This is a genomic window from Ruegeria sp. AD6, from assembly GCF_056542325.1.
Map to the genome: position 1 here is coordinate 90,542 of NZ_JBQFZQ010000009.1, position 18,863 is coordinate 109,404.

General features: G+C 59.1%; 22 protein-coding genes. 14 read left to right on the plus strand and 8 right to left on the minus strand.

All coding sequences use genetic code 11. The annotated features are described in order from the left end of the window. Nucleotides 1-73: 73 nt before the first annotated feature. Both ACR0KJ_RS16620 and ACR0KJ_RS16625 read left to right on the plus strand, forming a co-directional pair. On the plus strand, nucleotides 74-673 hold the full coding sequence (locus ACR0KJ_RS16620; protein ID WP_170455788.1) for a L,D-transpeptidase: 600 nt from the start codon (nucleotides 74-76) through the stop codon (nucleotides 671-673). A 138-nt stretch (nucleotides 674-811) separates the two neighbouring features. Continuing rightward, nucleotides 812-994 (plus strand): hypothetical protein, encoded by a 183-nt coding sequence (locus tag ACR0KJ_RS16625; RefSeq protein WP_170455786.1) that lies wholly within the window; start codon nucleotides 812-814, stop codon nucleotides 992-994. A 74-nt stretch (nucleotides 995-1,068) separates the two neighbouring features. Here ACR0KJ_RS16625 and hemH read toward each other — a convergent pair whose 3' ends face one another. Both hemH and ACR0KJ_RS16635 read right to left on the minus strand, forming a co-directional pair. Beyond that, nucleotides 1,069-2,118 carry a ferrochelatase gene (gene hemH, locus ACR0KJ_RS16630; RefSeq protein ID WP_480627191.1) on the minus strand — a complete coding sequence of 350 codons (1,050 nt, stop codon included), beginning with the start codon at nucleotides 2,116-2,118 and terminating at the stop codon, nucleotides 1,069-1,071. A 56-nt stretch (nucleotides 2,119-2,174) separates the two neighbouring features. After that, nucleotides 2,175-3,005, minus strand: a complete 831-nt coding sequence (locus tag ACR0KJ_RS16635; RefSeq protein ID WP_480627192.1) for a class I SAM-dependent methyltransferase — start codon at nucleotides 3,003-3,005, stop codon at nucleotides 2,175-2,177. Nucleotides 3,006-3,045: 40 nt separating this feature from the next. On the opposite strand from ACR0KJ_RS16635, the gene ACR0KJ_RS16640 reads away from it, so the two are divergent. Genes ACR0KJ_RS16640 through ACR0KJ_RS16655 form a run of 4 tightly spaced genes read left to right on the plus strand, consistent with a single transcriptional unit; the run spans nucleotide 3,046 to nucleotide 5,324 of the window. Continuing rightward, a complete protein-coding gene (locus tag ACR0KJ_RS16640) occupies nucleotides 3,046-3,744 on the plus strand; it encodes a double zinc ribbon domain-containing protein (RefSeq protein WP_480627193.1) in 699 nt (232 codons plus the stop codon). A 38-nt stretch (nucleotides 3,745-3,782) separates the two neighbouring features. Next, nucleotides 3,783-4,040: a glutaredoxin 3 gene (grxC, locus tag ACR0KJ_RS16645; protein WP_170455778.1), complete on the plus strand. Its 258-nt coding sequence runs from the start codon at nucleotides 3,783-3,785 to the stop codon at nucleotides 4,038-4,040. Then, entirely contained in the window at nucleotides 4,040-4,870 is an 831-nt protein-coding gene (locus tag ACR0KJ_RS16650) for a carbon-nitrogen hydrolase family protein (protein ID WP_480627194.1), read from the plus strand. Before grxC ends, ACR0KJ_RS16650 begins: the two co-directional genes overlap by 1 nt. 13 nt (nucleotides 4,871-4,883) lie before the next feature. Beyond that, nucleotides 4,884-5,324, plus strand: coding sequence for a MarR family winged helix-turn-helix transcriptional regulator (locus ACR0KJ_RS16655; protein WP_037313149.1), 441 nt, complete (start codon nucleotides 4,884-4,886; stop codon nucleotides 5,322-5,324). A gap of 184 nt (nucleotides 5,325-5,508) precedes the next feature. On the opposite strand, the gene ACR0KJ_RS16660 is transcribed toward ACR0KJ_RS16655, so the two are convergent. Next, nucleotides 5,509-6,093, minus strand: coding sequence for a hypothetical protein (locus ACR0KJ_RS16660; RefSeq protein ID WP_480627195.1), 585 nt, complete (start codon nucleotides 6,091-6,093; stop codon nucleotides 5,509-5,511). 10 nt (nucleotides 6,094-6,103) lie between these two features. Beyond that, nucleotides 6,104-6,850, minus strand: coding sequence for a bifunctional 2-polyprenyl-6-hydroxyphenol methylase/3-demethylubiquinol 3-O-methyltransferase UbiG (ubiG, locus tag ACR0KJ_RS16665; protein WP_480627196.1), 747 nt, complete (start codon nucleotides 6,848-6,850; stop codon nucleotides 6,104-6,106). 48 nt (nucleotides 6,851-6,898) lie between these two features. On the opposite strand from ubiG, the gene pip reads away from it, so the two are divergent. From pip to infB, 8 genes are all read left to right on the plus strand, one after another. After that, entirely contained in the window at nucleotides 6,899-7,876 is a 978-nt protein-coding gene (gene pip, locus ACR0KJ_RS16670) for a prolyl aminopeptidase (RefSeq protein ID WP_480627197.1), read from the plus strand. Further along, nucleotides 7,873-8,694, plus strand: coding sequence for an ABC transporter substrate-binding protein (locus ACR0KJ_RS16675; protein ID WP_480627198.1), 822 nt, complete (start codon nucleotides 7,873-7,875; stop codon nucleotides 8,692-8,694). Before pip ends, ACR0KJ_RS16675 begins: the two co-directional genes overlap by 4 nt. A gap of 94 nt (nucleotides 8,695-8,788) precedes the next feature. Continuing rightward, entirely contained in the window at nucleotides 8,789-9,703 is a 915-nt protein-coding gene (locus tag ACR0KJ_RS16680) for a hypothetical protein (RefSeq protein ID WP_170455766.1), read from the plus strand. A 9-nt stretch (nucleotides 9,704-9,712) separates the two neighbouring features. Beyond that, nucleotides 9,713-9,883 carry a hypothetical protein gene (locus ACR0KJ_RS16685; RefSeq protein WP_170455764.1) on the plus strand — a complete coding sequence of 57 codons (171 nt, stop codon included), beginning with the start codon at nucleotides 9,713-9,715 and terminating at the stop codon, nucleotides 9,881-9,883. A 165-nt stretch (nucleotides 9,884-10,048) separates the two neighbouring features. Continuing rightward, nucleotides 10,049-10,639: a ribosome maturation factor RimP gene (gene rimP, locus ACR0KJ_RS16690; protein ID WP_170455762.1), complete on the plus strand. Its 591-nt coding sequence runs from the start codon at nucleotides 10,049-10,051 to the stop codon at nucleotides 10,637-10,639. Continuing rightward, a complete protein-coding gene (nusA, locus tag ACR0KJ_RS16695) occupies nucleotides 10,639-12,252 on the plus strand; it encodes a transcription termination factor NusA (protein ID WP_170455760.1) in 1,614 nt (537 codons plus the stop codon). The genes rimP and nusA overlap by 1 nt, the downstream gene beginning before the upstream one ends. Before the next feature lie 23 nt (nucleotides 12,253-12,275). After that, nucleotides 12,276-12,899 carry an RNA-binding protein gene (locus tag ACR0KJ_RS16700; protein WP_170455757.1) on the plus strand — a complete coding sequence of 208 codons (624 nt, stop codon included), beginning with the start codon at nucleotides 12,276-12,278 and terminating at the stop codon, nucleotides 12,897-12,899. A gap of 8 nt (nucleotides 12,900-12,907) precedes the next feature. After that, nucleotides 12,908-15,382: a translation initiation factor IF-2 gene (gene infB / locus ACR0KJ_RS16705; protein WP_170455755.1), complete on the plus strand. Its 2,475-nt coding sequence runs from the start codon at nucleotides 12,908-12,910 to the stop codon at nucleotides 15,380-15,382. 70 nt (nucleotides 15,383-15,452) lie between these two features. On the opposite strand, the gene ACR0KJ_RS16710 is transcribed toward infB, so the two are convergent. From ACR0KJ_RS16710 to ACR0KJ_RS16725, 4 genes are all read right to left on the minus strand, one after another. After that, complete coding sequence (locus tag ACR0KJ_RS16710) at nucleotides 15,453-15,857, minus strand: GNAT family N-acetyltransferase (protein WP_480586006.1); 405 nt, start codon at nucleotides 15,855-15,857, stop codon at nucleotides 15,453-15,455. Between the two features lie 253 nt (nucleotides 15,858-16,110). Then, a complete protein-coding gene (locus tag ACR0KJ_RS16715) occupies nucleotides 16,111-16,887 on the minus strand; it encodes a polysaccharide lyase family protein (RefSeq protein WP_170524342.1) in 777 nt (258 codons plus the stop codon). Between the two features lie 216 nt (nucleotides 16,888-17,103). Continuing rightward, entirely contained in the window at nucleotides 17,104-17,931 is an 828-nt protein-coding gene (locus ACR0KJ_RS16720) for an alpha/beta hydrolase (RefSeq protein ID WP_480627199.1), read from the minus strand. A gap of 3 nt (nucleotides 17,932-17,934) precedes the next feature. After that, the gene (locus tag ACR0KJ_RS16725) at nucleotides 17,935-18,813 is read right to left on the minus strand and encodes a tryptophan 2,3-dioxygenase (protein ID WP_480627200.1); all 879 of its coding nucleotides are present in this window, start codon (nucleotides 18,811-18,813) and stop codon (nucleotides 17,935-17,937) included. Between the last annotated feature and the right edge of the window lie 50 nt (nucleotides 18,814-18,863).

An 18,863-nucleotide genomic window follows, 5' to 3' on the forward strand; every position in this document is an offset into this window, starting at 1 on the left:
ATTTGCGACTGAAGCATTCTGGCAATAGAATACACCGGATTTCAGAACCCGCCCACGCAAAGGACCGTTTGTCATGGTCAAAAAACGTATTCCCTCGTCGACCCGCCGAGGATTTCTTGTCGGTGCGACCGCCACGCTGGCCAGCCCGGCGCTGGCGCAATACATTCCGGGCGACCCGCTGCGCCCCGCGCCCGAACCCGAAGCCCCTGTCCGCCGAAATGTTTCAGGCTTTCGGGCGCAGGACTGGCAGCCTTATTTCTCGAACACGCGGAATGGTGCCATTCTGGTCGATACGGTTTCACGAGCGCTGCATTATTGGTCAGATGATCAATCTGTATACAAACTCTACCCGTCATCGGTGCCTCTGACCGAAGAAATGACGCGCCGTGGACGGACCAGCGTCATTCGCAAGGTCGAAGGCCCAAGCTGGGCGCCGACTCCATCGATGAAAAAGCGCAACCCCGAATGGCCGGATTACATTCCACCCGGACCGGATAACCCATTGGGAACACACGCTTTGTACCTTGGGTGGAAGTATTACCGCATCCACGGCACCCATGACACGCGCAAAATCGGTCGCAAATCGTCCAATGGCTGCATCGGATTGTTCAACGAAGACATCGCCGAGCTGTTTTCAATGGCGAAGGTCGGCACGCAAGTGTTGCTAATTTGACGACATTTTCGCGCACGAAGCCGCTTAACGCTCAAGTTGCAATTGCATTCCAACCGCATTGCTGATTAGAAAAAACCACGAGGTAAGTCTTAGGTGTGCGGTTCCTGGACAGGAATCGCGCAAATTCTGGAGGTTAATATGAAAAAACTCGTTCTCGCCGCTGCACTGACCGCTGCTGCTTCGACCGCATATGCTGGCAACCTGGAAGAGCCGGTTGTTGAAGCACCTGTTGTTGTTGAAGAAACTCAGGGTTCTTCGCAGGGCATCCTGCTGCCGCTGATCCTGCTGGTCGTTGTTGCCGCAGCTGTCGCAGCCGGCTAAGCCGACGAGCGTTATCCAGAGAAAAGGCGGTGGATTTTCCACCGCCTTTTTTCATGTCTGATTGTCAGCTCAGGTTAGTCTAGCCACCCGCTCAGATTATCCTCGATGATCTTGCCCAGCGCGGCGATATGCGAATCATCGTCGTTGAGGCAGGGGATGTAGGTGAACTGTTCACCGCCTGCGTCCTCGAAACTCTCTTTGATCTCTTCGTTGATCTCTTCCAGCGTCTCGATGCAATCGGCCGAGAAGGCGGGCGCGATGACAGCGATGTTCTTTTTGCCCTGCCGCGCCAGATCGGCGACGTGATCCACGGTGTAGGGCTTCAGCCATTCTTCGGGGCCAAAGCGCGACTGGAAGGTCGACACGATCTGGTCGTCTGACCAGCCAAGCCGCTCTTTCAGCAGTCGGGACGTTTTCACACACTGGCAATGGTAGGGATCCCCCTGCTGCAAATACCGCTCGGGCATACCGTGGTACGAGCAGACCAGAATATCGGGTTTGGTCTCCATGGCGGCATAGGCGCGTTCAACGGACTGGGCCAGGGCCTCGATATAGGTCGGTTCGTCGTAATAGGCGGGCACCGTGCGGCTGGCCGGTTGCCAGGGTTCCTCCATCAGGGCGCGGAAGAACTGGTCATTCGCCGTGGCGGTCGTGGCCCCGGCATAGTGCGGATAAAGCGGGAAAAACAGGATACGGTCGCAACCTTCGGCAACCATCTGCCGGACTTTGGATTTGGTCGATGGGTTGCCATATCGCATACAGAAATCGACCAGAACCTGATCGCCAAAGCGGGCCTGCATGGTGTCGCGCAGCTTGGCGGTTTGGTCCTTGGTGATCGTCATCAGCGGGCTTTCGCCTTTGTCGTGATTCCAGATCGACTTATAGGCCTCGCCCGAACTGAAAGGACGTTTGGTCAGGATGATGGCCTGAAGAATCGGCTGCCATTTCCACGCCGGATAGTCGATCACACGCTGGTCCGACAGAAACTCGTTCAGATAGCGCCGCATCGGCCAATAGGTGTAATGATCCGGCGTGCCCAGATTGGCCAGCAGGATGCCCACGCGGCCCATCTTTACCTTTGGGTGATCGGCAGGTGCGTGCGCGGGTCGGGTTGCGTCAAACATTTGGGTCTTCCTGAGTTTACCGGTTCTGGCCTGAGATAAAGGGAAATGCCGGGTCGTCAATCGGGCAGTTTGCCCTCGTCAGTGCTCAAGGCGTCTGCAAGGCGCATCTTGGCGGACCCCGGGCGCAGGGGTTGGGGTTGGCTGGCATCCGGCGACCAGCCGGTCAGGCAGATCAGATCGAAAGTTGCGGGCAGGCGACCCTCGGGCGTGGCAAAGTGATCGGCATAGATCTGTTGCGCGCGGACAAAGACCTGCCGACGCGTGGGGGATTTCAGCCGGTCGGTCAGAACATTGGTCTCGCCCATGGCGCGCAGGTCTTGCATCAAATGGGTCAGATCGCGATATTCCGCCGTCAGCGGAACCGCATCCGCCACAGGCAAAGCAAGCCCGGCCCGTTGCAGTAAAGCGCCCAGATCCCGCAGTTCTGCCATCGGGGCGATGCGGGGGCTGAGGCCGCCGGTCACCTCAATCTCTGCCTGTCCGAGGGCGGCGCGCAGCTGGTGCAGCGTTTCGCCGCCCAGACAGACGGCCAATAGCAGTCCATCGGGGCGCAGGGCACGGTGGCATTGGATCAACTGCCCCACCGGATCATTGGCCCAGTGCAACGCCATGGCGTGGATGACCAGATCATGCGCCCCGGGGGTCAGGGTAAGCGTTTCCTCGTCTGCCACGATGCGCGCGTCGGGCAGTAAGCCCTGCCAGATCCTAGAGAAAGGGGTCACAATTGCAGGGGCCGTAAAGCTTCTGTTAACCATGCTCAGCCGATGCTGCACTTCGTCCACAGCGGCGTGGTGCAGGAACAAGGCGTCCTCCTGCATCCGCGCGCGGCGGCGCATCAGAGTCTGGCGGTCAAACAGCGAGGGCGCATTGGAAGCTGGCAATTTCATACCCCGCACGTATCGCATTTGGCCGCGAGTTCAAACCGCGTTGCACCTGATCTACCCACCCAGATGCCTTAGCTGCGGGGATCTGACCGAATCCGACTTTGGCCTGTGCGGCACCTGCTGGCGCGAGACGCCCTTTATCGGCGGAACCGTTTGCGACAGTTGCGGCATGCCCGTGCCGGGGGATGGTGACGGGCACCGGATCGAGTGTGATGACTGCCTGAAAACCCCGCGCCCTTGGCAGGATGGACGGGCAGCGCTGCTGTATAAAGGCCGGGCGCGGGCATTGGTGCTGGCGCTGAAGCATGGGGATCGGTCCGAACTGGCCCGGCCTGCTGCGCGCTGGATGGCGCAGGCGGGGCGGGAATTGTTCAAACCGGACATGCTGATCGCGCCGGTTCCCTTGCATTGGTCCCGACTGATCAAGCGGCGGTATAACCAGTCCGCCTTGCTGGCGCAGCATCTGGCGCGCGAGACGGGGCTTGAGGCCTGCCCGGACCTGCTGCTGCGAACTGCGCGCACGCCGGTGTTGGACGGTAAAACCGCCGCCCAAAGGGCCGAGACGCTGGACGACGTGATCGCCCCACATCCAAAGCGGCAGATGAAAGGCCGCGACATCCTGCTGGTCGATGATGTGATGACATCGGGGGCGACCTTGGCGGCCTGTACGCGGGCCTGTCGCGACGCGGGGGCAAATCATATTTTCGTGTTGGTTCTGGCACGCGTTGCCAAGGATGCCTAATTCGCTCAAGATCGTGCGAAACCCGAAGGGACGGAATTATGAAACCAGTTGAGATTTACACCTCTCCGCTATGCGGCTTCTGCCACGCGGCCAAACGCCTGCTGAAACAGAAAGGTGTCGAGTTCAAGGAAATCGACGTGCTGTTGCACCCCAAGCGCAAGCCCGAAATGATCAAGCGCGCGGGCGGCAAGCGCACCGTGCCGCAAATCTTCATCGGCCCCGACCATGTGGGCGGCTGTGACGACCTGTACGAGCTGGACCGTCAGGGCAAGCTGGACCGTCTGCTGGCGGCCTGATGAAAACCGCGCTGCTGCAAATCACCTCGTCGGACGACCCGGCTGCGAACCTGGAGATGGTTCGCGCCATGATGGCCGAGGCCGCAGCACAGGGCGCGCAGTTCATCCTGACCCCCGAGGTCACGAATTGCGTGTCCAACAGCACCACCCGGCAGCGCGAGGTGTTGCAGCATGAGGAAGACGACATCACGCTGGCCGGTCTGCGGGGGCAGGCCGCCGCGCTGGGCGTCTGGCTGCTGATCGGGTCGCTGGGGATCAAGACCCACGATCCGGATGGCCGCTTTGCCAACCGCAGTTTCATGATCGACCCTCAGGGGCAGATCGTGGCGCGATATGACAAGATCCACATGTTCGACGTGCAGGTCACGGAAACCGAGACCTTTCGCGAATCGAAAAACTATCGCCCCGGAGAACAGGCGGTTATTGCCGAGACCGATTTCGGCAAGGTTGGCCTGACCATCTGCTATGACATCCGCTTTCCTTACCTGCATGCCGCGTTGGCGCAGGCCGGGGCGCGTATCCTGACCGTCCCGGCCGCGTTTTCACCGGTCACCGGCGCGGCGCATTGGGAATCGCTGCTGCGCGCGCGGGCGATTGAAACCGGCTGTTGGGTCCTTGCCCCCGCCCAGACCGGCGCGCATCCAAAAAACCGAGGCAAAACCCGCCACACCCATGGCCACAGCATGGTTGTCGCCCCTTGGGGAGAGGTGCTGATCGACGCAGGCACCGATCCGGGCATTCACTTTTTCGATTTGGATGATAGTTCTGTGACAGAGGCGCGCCGGCGCGTGCCCTCATTGACTCACGTGCGGCCCTTCGAGGGGCCCTGACCCAGATCGGACCATGACGGACGAACACAATGCCCTTGCGGTCACGCTGTTCAGCGAAATTCTGACGGCAGACCAACTGTTGCGCAACCGGCTGAGCCGGGTGCTGCCCAAGGGCATGGAAATCTCGCATTTCTCGGTTTTGAACCATCTGGTGTTCGTCGGGGATGAGCGCAGCCCGGCGCAGCTGGCCAACACGTTCCACGTGACCCGAGGGGCGATGACCAACACTTTGGCCAAGCTGGAATGGGCCGGATACATCCACATCCGCCCCGACTGGGACGACGCCCGCCGCAAAATGGTCGCCATCAGCCCCGCAGGTCGCCGCGCGCGCGATCAGGCGATTTCCTCGATTGCCCCGTTAATCAACCGCGTGGTCGGAGAACTGGGGCTGGAGCGCGTCCGCAGCACCCTACCCGTGCTGCGTGATTTGCGGTTGCAGTTGGAGGGGGAGTAGGCGCGAAATCCGTTGCCCTCTGTGAGACCGAAGACTGGTGCGGTCGGGCGCAGGCAAATGTGATGCTTACATATTTTCCGGACTTCTTGGGACCCAAAGAGTTGCTGTGCAACTTCTACCCTTGGGTTTGGAATCGATCTAATTTTTCGGAGTCTGATCTGCTTTTAGGCACCGGTTTGTATATTCACCTTACTCCTAAGATCAACGCATCTAGAAGCCGCCGCAAATCATTGGCCTCCATTTTTGGGTTGCCTTGCAAGCCAACTCCAGCCGCCGCCGCTGCGAATAGAAGACAGGATTCTATTCCATCCACGCCCTCGAATTCACCGCCATGGATAAGCCATACCAAATACTCACCTTTTACATCTTCATTAGTAGAACTTATTTTTCCAACGTTGCATCCATCGTTAGAAAGTTCGTGTGAAGCAAATGGTTCTGTCGTCTCCTCCGTCAGTTCTAATTCGACTGGTTTCACAAACTTGCCATCCGAAACTATCTCGGGGTCAATAAAGACAAGAAAATACAACGCCCTTACCAGATCATAGTCGTTCGAGTTCGAACCCAAGTACCGATCTGCTATTTCCTGAGTCGCCTCAGAGACTTTGGGATCGCTAATGTAGCCAAAAAGCGGAACGCCTTCATGTTCGTACACGAACACGCCCGCATTCTCTTCTGCTGTGGCTAGCGTGTTATTTAACAAGGTAGCAGCGGAAATTGCCGCACCAAAAAATATCGCGCGCCACGGCGCGTAACTTAAAGATCGAATCAAAAAACCTACCTCACCCCGGTTTCACACTCGCCGTCACATAATTCACGCTCAGATCCCGGTCCGAGATCGACCAGTTCCACAGGATCGGGTTGAAGACGAACCCCTTGCGATCCACCGGGTCCAACCCGGCCTGGCGCAGTAGGTCGAACAGCTCGTCGGGGGTGATGAACTTGTTCCATTCATGGGTGCCGCGTGGGAGCCAGCGCATGACGACCTCGGCCCCGAAAATGGCCATCGCATAGGATTTCGGGTTGCGGTTGATGGTCGAGCAGATCAGCAATCCGCCCGGTTTCAGCAACTGCTGCGAGGCGGTCAGAAAACCCAACGGATCGGCCACGTGTTCGACCACTTCCATGTTCAGCACCACGTCGAATTGTTCGCCTGCCGCCGCCATATCCTCGGCGGTGGTGTGGCGGTAGTCGATTTGCAGGCCCGATTGCTCGGCATGGATGCGGGCGACGGGCAGGTTGCCCTCGGCGGCATCAGCCCCCACGACCTCGGCCCCCAGACGGGCCATCGGCTCGCTCAGCAGCCCGCCGCCGCAACCGATATCCAGCAGGCGCAGGCCCTGAAACGGGTGAGGAGACTTCAAATCTCTGTCAAATTCCCCGGCGATTTGTTGGGTGATATAATCCAGCCGGCAGGGGTTCAGCATATGCAACGGCTTGAATTTTCCGTTCGGATCCCACCATTCCGCCGCCATCGCCTCGAATTTTGCGATCTCGGATGGGTCGACCGTGTTCGGATGCGCTTGCATTCCTGTCTCCGTGTGCTCTTTTACGCTTAAGGACTATATAGGGCCGTAATGGATAAGTACCCGGACCAAAAGCGCGCAGTGCAATATCTTTACCCGCCGATCGACCCGTTCGATCAGCGGTTGGTCAGCGTGGGCGACGGGCATCAGATTTATATGGAGCAAAGCGGCAATCCCGACGGGCTGCCGGTGGTGGTGCTGCATGGCGGGCCGGGCGGTGGCTGTAGCCCGGCGATGCGGCGCTATTTCGATCCGCGTGTGTACCGGGTGATTCTGTTCGATCAGCGGGGATGCGGGAAATCGCGGCCCCATGCCTCGGTCGAGAACAATACGACCTGGCATCTGGTGGCGGATATCGAACGGCTGCGGTCATTGCTGGATATCGATGAATGGACGGTGTTTGGCGGCAGCTGGGGGGCCACGTTGGCCTTGGTCTATGCGCAGACGCATCCGGATCGGGTGAGCCGTCTTGTTCTGCGCGGGGTGTTTCTGGCCACGCAGGTCGAGCTGGATTGGTTCTATGGCGGCGGCGCGGGCAAGTTCTGGCCCGAGCCATGGGCCAAGTTCACCTCATTGCTGGCCGAAGATGAGCTGTCGGACGCGATCCGGGCCTATAACAAGCGCCTGTTCTCGGGCGACCGCGCGACCGAGATTCTGTATGCGCGGGCGTGGTCGGCGTGGGAGAACGCGCTGGCGTCCATTCATTCCAACGGATCAACCGGGGAAAGCCCTGGTGAATATGCGCGCGCCTTTGCGCGGCTTGAGAATCACTATTTCATCAACCACGCCTTTCTGGAGAAGGACGGGCAGATTCTGGATCAGATGGACAGGATCGCCCATATTCCGGGCCATATCGTGCAGGGCCGCTATGACATGATCTGCCCGCCTGAATCGGCCTGGAAACTGTCGCAACGCTGGCCCAATGCCGAACTGAAGATGGTGCGCCATGCGGGCCATGCCTTGTCCGAGCCCGGAATCAGCGCCGAGCTGGTGCGCATCATGGATCGCGTGGCGGAGGGTGTGGCATGACCCGGATGGACCGCCGCGCTCTGTTCGCCTCGGGTGCCGCTGCCGCGTTGTTGGCGGCGACGGGGGCGTCGCTGGCGGATACGCCGAAAGCGGGCGGGACATTGCGACTGGCGGTGCCGCGGGATGACAGTCTGGAAAAGGTTGCACGCGGTGCCGTGTTCGACACCCTGACCGAGATTGCGCCGGACGGGACCTTGCGCGCCGAACTGGCAACCGGTTGGCAGACGGACGCAAAGGCGCAGGTCTGGACCTTTGATCTGCGTGAGGGCGTAACCTTCCATGACGGAACCGCACTGGATGTTGCGGATATTCTGCCGGTGCTGGCCGAGTTCGGGCAAACCGAGGCTTTAACGCCAACCGTTGTGCGTCTGGAACTTGCCGCCCCTAATGCCGGATTGCCATTCTTGCTGGCCGACAACCGGTTCGTGATCACCCGCAATGGCGCAGGAGTGACGCCCCTGAAACAGGCCAACGGCACAGGTTGCTACCGAGTTGACCGGGCCGAGGATGACAGGAACTTCCTTGGGCGCAAAGTGGCGGATCACTACAAGTCGGGCTCGGCCGGTTGGGCTGACAAGGTCGAGGTCATCGTGATCCCGGATCCTGCCGTGCGCGCCGAAGCTTTGCGCGATGGCTATGTCGATATCGCAGCCATCCCCGCGCGCGATCACCTGCGCGAAAAGCGGGGCCTGCGGTTCTTCCCCAGTGAAACCGACATGTCGCTGGCCGTTGCGGCCCATGTCGGAATGCCGCGCCAGATCGGGCAACGGACGGGAATGGATGACGGGCGAATCGCCGAAAGGTGGTGGATGGCCTAGCCCGGCTACACCTCTTGCATTTTGAATTTGTGCTTAACTGTGCTATAACCTGCACATATTTTATTTTGTTATTTGTTAAGTTGGGAGTTTTCCCATGACCAAAGAGAGTCAGAAAACGATTACCATAATAGCGTTGGCATTGATCCTGGCGGGGGTCGTTGCCTATGCGATTGTGAACGGAAACAACGTCAATGTCCTGATCAGCAAAGACGGGAAGATGGAGTTCACAGCAAATCGCGGTCAGTCCTTGATCGAGCTTTTGCATGAAGGTCTGGATCAGGTTGAACCTGCCGAGGGCGATACCGACGAAGAATTGAACCGAAAAGCATCGGAAAAGATGAAGCTGGCGGGCGCGCTCAGAACGCGGGGGTACTATAATATCCATGACCGGTCCCTTGGTGACGCAATCCGCGACCTGAACAAGGAAGACCCTTTATCAGAAGAGCTTCGCAGCGTGCTGTATAACCTCGAAGGTCCGTTTGCCTTGCCGGGAACGCTGCGCGGGGCTGATTCCCGGATGTGGCTGGCGATCTCGGATTTGTATGACGGGCTGACGGCTGAACCCAGCAATGACAGCCAGTTGTTTGCGACGCTCTATACCAACTTTATCCAGCAAGAGACGATTTTCAGCCCGTTCAAACATGTGGTGGCGGCCACGGCCGAGATGCGCGGCGAGGACGAGACCGGCGTTCCCCAGGTCTATTCCTGCCCGGACAGTTTCCTGACGCCGGGCACAATTGTTCTGGTCCGACCGCTGGGCAATACATCCAACATCATGGAACAATTCACCGTCAGAAAAGACCCGCTCCGCCATCCTTGCACGGCAACGTCGCCGTTCGAGGTTCTGTCCGGCTCGAAATTGAAGCTTGGCTTCAACAAGGCGGCCTTTGATCAGCTGTTTCCGCCGCCCTTGGCGCAGCCCGAACAGTTTCTGGGTGGTGGCAATCTGTCGGTGGTGATCTATCCCCGCAATACACAGCCGACACGGTTTGTCGGGGTAACGCAGTAGGAGATGGGAATGAACAGTTTCTTGCGTGTACTTGCGGTTTTCGCCGCCCTTCAGGCGATGGCCGTGACCAATGCGGTCGGCCAGACAACTCAGTGCATCTTTGATGGCGTTGTGCATGAAGAAGGGGATCGCGTTGGACCCTATACCTGTACCAATGGCAACTGGATTCTTTCAGACTAGGCATGGGCGGTGGATAAGAGGGTGCACCGGGGTTGCATTCTCTTATCTTGGCAGCTATATCGCACTCAACAGCGGCGTGTCGGGCTAGGGTCCGGGGCTCCACCGGAAAAGATCGACGGGCCGCGCGCCCGTTTTTTTGTGCCCGATTGAAGGGTAGAGAACCTGATGACAAACGACCTGATAGCCAAAGCTGCCATCGACCGGCGACTGGCCGAGATCATCACCCCCGTGATCGAGGATCTGGGGTATGAACTCGTCCGTATCCGCCTGATGAGCGGCAAGACCACCACGATGCAGATCATGGCCGACAAGCCTGAGGGCGGTATCGAAGTGGACGACTGCGCCGAGATTTCGAACGCCGTCAGCGCCACACTGGATGTCGAGGACCCGATCCTGGACGCCTATACGCTGGAGGTGTCCAGCCCCGGCATCGATCGCCCACTGACCCGCCTCAAGGATTTCGAGACGTTCGAGGGGTACGAGGCCAAGATCGAAACCGCCGAACTGATCGACGGCCGCCGCCGGTTCAAGGGCGAATTGGCCGGGATCGAAGGGGATGAGGTTCTGATCAACATCCCCGAGGGGGATGAGACCATCACCATCGGTCTGCAATTCGACTGGCTGAGCGATGCCAAGCTGGTCCTGACCGATGATCTGATCAAGGAAATGCTGCGCCAGCGCAAGGACGCCGGTGCCCTGAACGAAAACGCTTTCGACGAGATTGAGACCGAAGGGTCCGAAGAGGAGACGAACTGATGGCAATCACCTCAGCCAACCAGCTGGAGCTGCTGCAGACCGCCGAGGCCGTGGCCCGCGAAAAGATGATCGACCCCGGTCTGGTTGTCGAAGCGATGGAGGAATCGCTCGCTCGCGCCGCCAAGAGCCGTTACGGCGCCGAGATGGACATCCGCGTCAGCATCGACCGCAAGACCGGCAAGGCGACGTTTACCCGCGTCCGCACCGTGGTCGAGGATGAAGAGCTTGAGAACTATCAGGCCGAGATGACCGTCGAGCAGGCACGCCAGTACATGGAAGCGCCCGAAGTTGGTGACGTTTTCGTCGAAGAAGTTCCGCCGGTTGAAATGGGCCGTATCGCTGCCCAGTCCGCCAAGCAGGTGATTCTGCAGAAGGTCCGCGAAGCGGAACGCGACCGTCAGTACGAAGAATTCAAGGATCGTGCAGGCACCATCATCAACGGTGCGGTCAAGCGCGAGGAATTCGGCAATGTCATCGTCGATCTGGGCGGGGCCGAGGCCGTTCTGCGCCGCAATGACAAGATCGGCCGCGAAAGCTATCGCCCGAATGACCGCGTGCGCGCCTACATCAAAGAGGTGCGCCGCGAAGTGCGTGGCCACCAGATCTTCCTGTCGCGCACCGCGCCGGAATTCATGGCCGAACTGTTCAAGATGGAAGTGCCCGAAATCTATGACGGTATCATCGAGGTCAAGGCCGTGGCCCGTGACCCCGGTTCGCGCGCCAAGATTGCCGTGATTTCCTATGATGGGTCCATCGATCCCGTCGGTGCCTGCGTTGGTATGCGCGGCAGCCGTGTGCAAGCCGTTGTGAACGAGCTGCAGGGCGAAAAGATCGACATCATCCCGTGGAACGAAGATCAACCGACCTTCCTGGTGAACGCGCTGCAGCCTGCCGAGGTCTCCAAGGTGGTTCTGGATGAAGAAGCCGGTAAGATCGAAGTAGTTGTCCCCGAGGAACAGCTGTCCCTCGCCATCGGTCGCCGCGGTCAGAACGTGCGTCTGGCCAGCCAGCTGACCAATCTGGACATCGACATCATGACCGAGGCCGAGGAATCGGCGCGTCGTCAGAAAGAGTTCGAAGCCCGCACCCAGCTGTTCATGGAAAGCCTGGATCTGGACGAATTCTTCGCGCAACTGCTGGTCTCGGAAGGGTTCACCAACCTTGAAGAGGTTGCCTATGTCGAGATCGACGAGCTGTTGGTGATCGACGGTGTCGACGAAGGCACCGCGCAGGAACTGCAAGCCCGCGCGCGTGACTTCCTTGAGGCGCAGGCCAAGGCCGCTCTGGACGCCGCGCGTGCGCTGGGTGCCGAGGACAGCCTTATTGAATTCGAAGGCCTGACACCCCAGATGGTAGAGGCGCTGGCCAAGGATGATGTGAAGACGCTGGAAGACTTTGCAACCTGCGCCGACTGGGAACTGGCCGGTGGCTGGACCACAGTCGATGGTGAGCGCATCAAGGATGATGGCGTGCTGGAGCCTTTCGGTGTGACACTGGAAGAGGCTCAGGATCTGGTCATGACAGCGCGCATCATGCTGGGCTGGGTTGATCCGGCTGAACTGGAACAGGCCGAAGAAGATGGCGACGTTGCAGAGGAGGAGGCCGAGGCCTGATCTCAGGGCCTCGGGTGGCTGACATGGGTCGCGGTGGCGTCCATAAGGATCGGTCCGAAGGGCCTGAGCGCAAGTGCATTGCCACGGGCGAGGTGCAGCCAAAATTCGGGCTGATCCGCTTTGTCACTGGCCCGGACGGTCAGGTCTATCCGGATGTCGCGGCGAAACTGCCGGGGCGCGGGGTCTATGTGGCGGCGGATCGTGCCGCTTTGGACAAGGCCGTTGGCAAGAAACTGTTTTCCCGCGGGTTCAAGGCGCAGGTCACTGTGCCCGCCGACCTGACCGCCGAGGTGGAAAAGCAGGTTGCGCGCCGGGTGATCGAGCTGTTGAGTCTGGCCCGCAAATCCGGTGATGCGGTTGCGGGCTATGAAAAGGTCAAGACGTGGCTGGACCGGGAAGAGGCCCAGGTGCTGATTCAGGCCTCTGATGGATCGGGGCGCGGCAAGTCGAAACTCAGCACGCCGCACTTTGGAAAATACATCGGTTGGCTGACTGCGGATGAATTAGGGCAGGCATTTGGGCGCCAAACCGTGATTCATGCGGCCTTGGCCTCTGGCGGACTCGCCAAACGTGTTGTAGAGGAAGCGCAGCGCCTGCGTGGCTTGCGCGAAACGGATGACGGCGGCAGGGGCCGCACGGAAGGGTAAGAAGCTTTATGAGCGATAATGACGGCAAAAAGACATTGGGTCTTCGTGGCGGGGCACGCCCCGGAAATGTGAAACAGAGTTTCAGCCACGGACGCACCAAGAATGTCGTGGTGGAAACCAAACGCAAACGCGTGGTGGTCCCCAAGCCGGGTGCCAGCAAGCCGAGTGGCGGTGCAACGCCTTCGGGTGATCCGTCGCGTCGTCCGGCAGGAATCTCGGATGCCGAAATGGCGCGCCGGATGAAGGCATTGCAAGCCGCAAAGGCGCGTGAGGTCGAAGAGGCTGCCGCCCGCGAGGCTGCTGAAAAGGCGCGGGAAGAAGAACGCGCCCGCCGCCGTGCCGAGCAAGAGGCCAAGGAGCGCGAACAGCGCGAGGCCGAAGAACGCGCCCGCGCCAAGGCCGAGGAAGAAGACCGCAAGCGCAAAGAGGCCGAAGAGGCCGCCAAACGAGCGGCGGCTGCCCCGGCGCCGGAAGAACCCAAAGCGGCCCGGGCTCCGGCAAGCAAACCGGCCCCCGCAGCGACCCCGCGCAAGCAGGATCGCGAGCGTGAACAGCGCGGTCGCGGCAAGGGCCGTGACGACAACCGCCGTTCGGGCAAGCTGACTCTGGGTCAGGCCACGGGTGGCGAAGGCAACCGCCAGCGTTCGATGGCGGCGATGAAGCGCAAGCAGGAGCGTGCGCGTCAGAAAGCCATGGGTGGCACGGTCGAGCGCGAAAAGGTAATCCGCGACGTGCAGCTGCCCGAGGCGATCATGGTCTCGGAACTGGCCAACCGTATGGCTGAACGTGTGGCTGACGTTGTCAAATCGCTGATGCAGATGGGCATGATGGTCACGCAGAACCAGACCATCGACGCCGACACCGCAGAACTGATCATCGAAGAGTTTGGCCACAAGGTCACCCGCGTCTCGGATTCGGACGTTGAAGACGTCATCAAAGAGGTCGAAGACAGCGACGAAGATCTGAAACCGCGTCCGCCGGTCATCACTATCATGGGTCACGTCGACCACGGCAAAACCTCGCTGCTGGATGCGATCCGCGATGCGCGGGTTGTGGCAGGCGAAGCCGGGGGCATCACCCAGCATATCGGCGCTTATCAGGTGAAAACCGATGGCGGCACCACGCTGACCTTCCTGGATACGCCGGGCCACGCGGCCTTTACCTCGATGCGCTCGCGCGGGGCTCAGGTGACGGATATCGTGGTTCTGGTTGTTGCTGCGGACGACGCTGTGATGCCGCAGACCATCGAGGCGATCAACCACGCCAAAGCGGCCGAAGTGCCGATGATCGTGGCGATCAACAAGGTCGACAAGCCGGATGCGAACCCGGACAAGGTGCGCACTGATCTGCTGCAGCACGAAGTCATCGTCGAGAAAATGTCGGGTGAAGTGCAGGACGTCGAAGTCTCTGCCATCACCGGCCAGGGTCTTGATGAACTTCTGGAAGCCATCGCGCTGCAGGCCGAGATTCTGGAACTGAAAGCCAACCCCGACCGCGCCGCCCAGGGTGCCGTGATCGAGGCGCAGCTGGATGTGGGCCGCGGCCCCGTCGCCACCGTTCTGGTTCAGAACGGCACGCTGCGTCAGGGCGATATCTTCGTTGTGGGTGAGCAGTACGGTAAGGTCCGTGCGCTGATCAACGACAAGGGCGACCGCGTCAAAGAAGCTGGCCCCTCGGTTCCGGTCGAGGTTCTGGGTCTGAACGGTACACCCGAAGCGGGCGACGTTCTGAACGTGACCGAGACCGAAGCGCAGGCCCGTGAAATCGCCGCCTATCGTGAGCAAGCCGCCAAGGACAAACGCGCTGCTGCTGGTGCCGCGACCACCCTTGAGCAGCTGATGCAGAAGGCCAAGGAAGACGAAAACGTCACCGAACTGCCGATTCTGATGAAAGCGGACGTGCAGGGTTCTGCCGAGGCCATCGTTCAGGCGATGGAAAAGATCGGCAACGACGAAGTGCGCGTGCGCGTTCTGCACTCGGGCGTTGGTGCGATCACCGAAACGGATGTCGGCCTTGCCGAAGCCTCGGGCGCTCCGATCTTTGGCTTCAACGTGCGTGCCAATGCTTCGGCCCGGAACACCGCAAACCAGAAGGGTGTCGAGATCCGTTACTACTCGGTGATCTATGACCTCGTGGACGACGTCAAAGCCGCCGCATCGGGCCTGCTGAGCGCCGAGATCCGCGAGAAGTTCATCGGTTACGCCGAGATCCGCGAAGTCTTCAAGGTCACAGGCGTCGGCAAAGTTGCCGGCTGTCTGGTCACCGAAGGCGTTGCCCGCCGCTCCGCAGGCGTCCGCCTGCTGCGCGACAACGTGGTGATCCACGAAGGCACGCTGAAGACGCTCAAGCGCTTCAAGGACGAAGTGGCCGAGGTTCAGTCGGGTCAGGAATGCGGTATGGCGTTCGAGAACTACGACGACATCCGCGCAGGCGACGTGATCGAGATCTTCGAACGCGAAGAGGTCACCCGCACGCTGGATTGATCCGGTCCTGCCTTAAAACCAAAAACAGCGGCCCTTTTGGGCCGCTTTTTTTGTGGATCGCTGAGAGCTTTTAGCGTTGATCGTGCGTCAGGTGCTTGGTCATTGAGACGGTGTTGGTGCTTCGGGACACCTCAACCCATCCCAGATGCTCGTACAGCCCAACGTTTTCGGGCATATCGACATGGGTGTTCAAACGCATCTCATCAAACCCCTGCCGTCTGGCCTCGGCTTCCGCAAGTTCGATCAGCTTCCGTCCCAATCCCTGCCCACCATGGTCGGGATGGACCGCCAGATTTGCCAGCTTGATGAAGCTGTCACTGGCAACAAGAACGATGCCGGCGATGATCTCATCGCCTTGCTCGGCGACCCAAACCTGATTATCCGCAATGTCCTCGGCGCAGCCCTCGGAAACTTTGGGTAAATCGGAGATCCTGTCGGCGTATTTGGCATAGGCCGCGTCAATGCAGGCTGCCAATCCACTGGCATCCTTCGCTTGTGCAGGCCGTATGGTGGGGGGGTGAGGTTTCAATTCGTTGCGTTGGAGTTGTTTCAGTTGTCTGATGTCATAGCCTGAAAAGCGGGGATTTTGAAGCTGACCGTAGTTGTATCAAAAGATGTTGGAATGGGCTTTCCGCAGAGGATCCGCATTCGCCAATAAGAAACACACGCCAGCTTTGCGAACAAAGCTGCCGATCACACTTTAAATGTCCCAACGCCTTCGAACTGTCTCACTTCTTGGGGCGACCATAGTACAGATTACGTACCTTCATTGTCAGACCATCCTTTGGCCAGGGTCGAAAAGGCGACTTTTTTCCGCTCTGCTTATAGGCAGTCCCGTAACCATTCAGCTTTGGACCCACTTGCCACTGTATCGGAGGACGCAAGTCCATTTTGTCTAAATGGCATTGTTGTTTCGCTTTGGTTCCACAGGCGGGAGGAATTGCATTCTGACCGTTCAGTGCAAAGATGCGTTTCCCTTCACAAAACACTTCCATGAAGCCGTCATTATTTTTTGACCATTTGACACGCATTTTAAATGACACCCATCGTCCGAAGCGGGACGGTGGAAAACACGTTCTGTCTTCGAATTTAGCGCCACCCGAGGAGTCAAGATGCAAGACGTAGATGTGGTTTTTTATCGTGTTAATCCGCTGCCATTCCATCAGCGTAAGTTTGCTTCTGGGAACGTTGCCTTTGCTATATCGAAACCCCGGCTCTATCCAAAAATCTAAACTGTATTCCACCGTTTGGCCGAGTTTTGCATACTTTTTTGCGTTAATTTGCGATCGGATGTTTCCATTTTTGCAATCGCTTTCTCCTCGACCATCGCCGTAGTTCTTTGAGCTACATTGACCTGGCAAAAGCGTGAAAATAACTTCGTTACCATTCAGTTTTGGGCTGCTTCCTTGAAACGTTGCTTCCTTAAATCCCTTTGGCGTGTCAGCTGACACTGGAACCGTGAAATACAGAGGTAGTAACACCAACATGGTCAGCAATTTTTGCATTTGATACCCCCCTTCAACTCACTAAACTCGATCAATGTAGCGACGAGAACAAATGCAGGCAACGGACTACCGCCTGTCACTCGTTCTTGAAACTACAGAGCGAGCCCTTTGTGTTCGAACCGGGAATACCCAGTTTCACAAGTCATGTGGGGTTCAAAGTGGTTGCTTTGGTCTGTGGCGCAAGAACCAAATCCGTCTGCCGTCCAACACCTGTGACTATCGAGACACGGGCAAAAACGTCCCCGGATGCATGATGATATCGAAATGCTGCATCCCCTTCTTCAAATCAAAGCCAACCGAATGCCCGGCCTTGCGCAGTAACTCGGCGTAATCGCGGCTTTGGCGGATGAACTCGGGTGTATCCCGCTCGGCCACGGTCACGTGGTAGCGTGGGCCAGGGCGGGGCAGGTGGCGGATCGGGGACAGGTCGTTGACCTCGACCGGTGTCAGTTGCAGCGGGTCGTTTACCGGGGTCAGGCTGATCGGCTCCAGATCGTAGACCCCGCTGATCAGGATCACATCGCGTACCCGCAGCCCGGCGCGGGCCAGATCGTTGGCGGAACCCGCCATGACCATGCTGACCAACTGCGCCCCGGCGCTGTGGCCTGACAGGGTGATCCGCGAGGGGTCAAACCCAAGTGTTTCGGCCTGCGCGGCCAGCCACAGCAGCGCGTCTCGGCATTCTTCGACCATCTCGCCGATCCGGGCATCGGGGGCGAGCGTGTAGTTCAAGGTGGCAAAGGAGTGTTCGGCCTCGATCAGTGCCGGGGCCATCATCGCCGACTCGCGCTGGCTGAGCGCCTGCCAATAGCCGCCGTGAATGAACACATGCAGCGGTGCCCCGGCACCCTTTGCTGGAAAGAAATCCAGAACCTGCGTGGGGCTGTCGCCATAGGCGAGGTTTTCCCGCACCTCCATCTGCGCCCGATACTGCGCGCTGAGCGCGGCGTAGCTGTCCAGATAGGGCGTCAGGTCGCCGCCGATCATCGACCGGGGGGAATATTCCTGATCCAACTCGGTCTGAGTGAAACCCCGATACAGCATCTCTTACTCCTGATCCTTGTACATCAATTCGGTGCGCACATCGTAGAGATCATGGAAAAAGCGCAAATCCAAGGCCTTGCGCAGGAAAGAGACACCGCTGGACCCTCCGGTGCCGGGCTGGTTGCCGATCACCCGCTCGACCGCTGTGACGTGATCGAAGCGCCAGCGCTGGAACAGGGATTCCACATCCATCAGCTTTTCGGCCAACGCATACAGGTCCCAATACCGGTCCGTGTCGCGGAACACCTGCACCCAGATTTTCACCACACGGCTGTCGCCCGAATAGGGATGCGCAAAGTCGCGGTCCAGCAGGTCTTGCGGCACGTCGAACCCCTGACGGGCCAGCATGAACAGAACCTCATCGTACAGCGACGGCTTGGACAGGGCGGCATTCAGCACCTGCATGACCTTTTCGTCATGGGCGTGAACCTTCAGGGTCGAGGCATCCTTGTTGCCCAGAATGAACTCGATCTGGCGATAGCCATAGCTTTGAAAGCCTGACGAACTGCCAAGCGCCTGCCGAAAGGTCATGTAATCGGCCGGGGTCATGGTCAGCAGCGTCTCCCACGCGGCGATCAGTTGCCGTTGGATCGCCTTGACACGGTCGAGGTTCTTCATCGCCGGGCCAAACGCGTCCTGTTGCAGAAAGCCGCGCACCTCGACCAGTTGGTGATGCATCAGTTTCAGCCACAACTCGCTGACCTGATGGATGATGATGAACAGCATCTCATCCGGCTGCGCAGGGTCCTGAAAGGTCTTTTGCAGGTTCAGCAGGGTCTTGAGCTGCAGGGAATCACCGTAACTCTTGCGGTGGGTCTGCGCGAAATCGGTGACCAGAGTCTCTTCGATCCCGCGTTCCAGATACCTGTCCTTGTCGCTCATATGCGTCTCCCAACACCTGCGTTTCCCTTTGTTTAGGGTCTGAATTGGCA

Coding starts and splice junctions, on each gene's coding strand:
- ACR0KJ_RS16620 (WP_170455788.1), top strand. CDS start 74: ATGGTCAAAAAACGTATTCCCTCGTCGACCCGCCGAGGATTTCTTGTC.
- ACR0KJ_RS16625 (WP_170455786.1), top strand. CDS start 812: ATGAAAAAACTCGTTCTCGCCGCTGCACTGACCGCTGCTGCTTCGACC.
- hemH (WP_480627191.1), bottom strand. CDS start 2,118: ATGTTTGACGCAACCCGACCCGCGCACGCACCTGCCGATCACCCAAAG.
- ACR0KJ_RS16635 (WP_480627192.1), bottom strand. CDS start 3,005: ATGAAATTGCCAGCTTCCAATGCGCCCTCGCTGTTTGACCGCCAGACT.
- grxC (WP_170455778.1), top strand. CDS start 3,783: ATGAAACCAGTTGAGATTTACACCTCTCCGCTATGCGGCTTCTGCCAC.
- ACR0KJ_RS16650 (WP_480627194.1), top strand. CDS start 4,040: ATGAAAACCGCGCTGCTGCAAATCACCTCGTCGGACGACCCGGCTGCG.
- ACR0KJ_RS16655 (WP_037313149.1), top strand. CDS start 4,884: ATGACGGACGAACACAATGCCCTTGCGGTCACGCTGTTCAGCGAAATT.
- ubiG (WP_480627196.1), bottom strand. CDS start 6,850: ATGCAAGCGCATCCGAACACGGTCGACCCATCCGAGATCGCAAAATTC.
- pip (WP_480627197.1), top strand. CDS start 6,899: ATGGATAAGTACCCGGACCAAAAGCGCGCAGTGCAATATCTTTACCCG.
- ACR0KJ_RS16675 (WP_480627198.1), top strand. CDS start 7,873: ATGACCCGGATGGACCGCCGCGCTCTGTTCGCCTCGGGTGCCGCTGCC.
- ACR0KJ_RS16680 (WP_170455766.1), top strand. CDS start 8,789: ATGACCAAAGAGAGTCAGAAAACGATTACCATAATAGCGTTGGCATTG.
- ACR0KJ_RS16685 (WP_170455764.1), top strand. CDS start 9,713: ATGAACAGTTTCTTGCGTGTACTTGCGGTTTTCGCCGCCCTTCAGGCG.
- rimP (WP_170455762.1), top strand. CDS start 10,049: ATGACAAACGACCTGATAGCCAAAGCTGCCATCGACCGGCGACTGGCC.
- nusA (WP_170455760.1), top strand. CDS start 10,639: ATGGCAATCACCTCAGCCAACCAGCTGGAGCTGCTGCAGACCGCCGAG.
- ACR0KJ_RS16700 (WP_170455757.1), top strand. CDS start 12,276: ATGGGTCGCGGTGGCGTCCATAAGGATCGGTCCGAAGGGCCTGAGCGC.
- infB (WP_170455755.1), top strand. CDS start 12,908: ATGAGCGATAATGACGGCAAAAAGACATTGGGTCTTCGTGGCGGGGCA.
- ACR0KJ_RS16715 (WP_170524342.1), bottom strand. CDS start 16,887: ATGCAAAAATTGCTGACCATGTTGGTGTTACTACCTCTGTATTTCACG.
- ACR0KJ_RS16720 (WP_480627199.1), bottom strand. CDS start 17,931: ATGCTGTATCGGGGTTTCACTCAGACCGAGTTGGATCAGGAATATTCC.
- ACR0KJ_RS16725 (WP_480627200.1), bottom strand. CDS start 18,813: ATGAGCGACAAGGACAGGTATCTGGAACGCGGGATCGAAGAGACTCTG.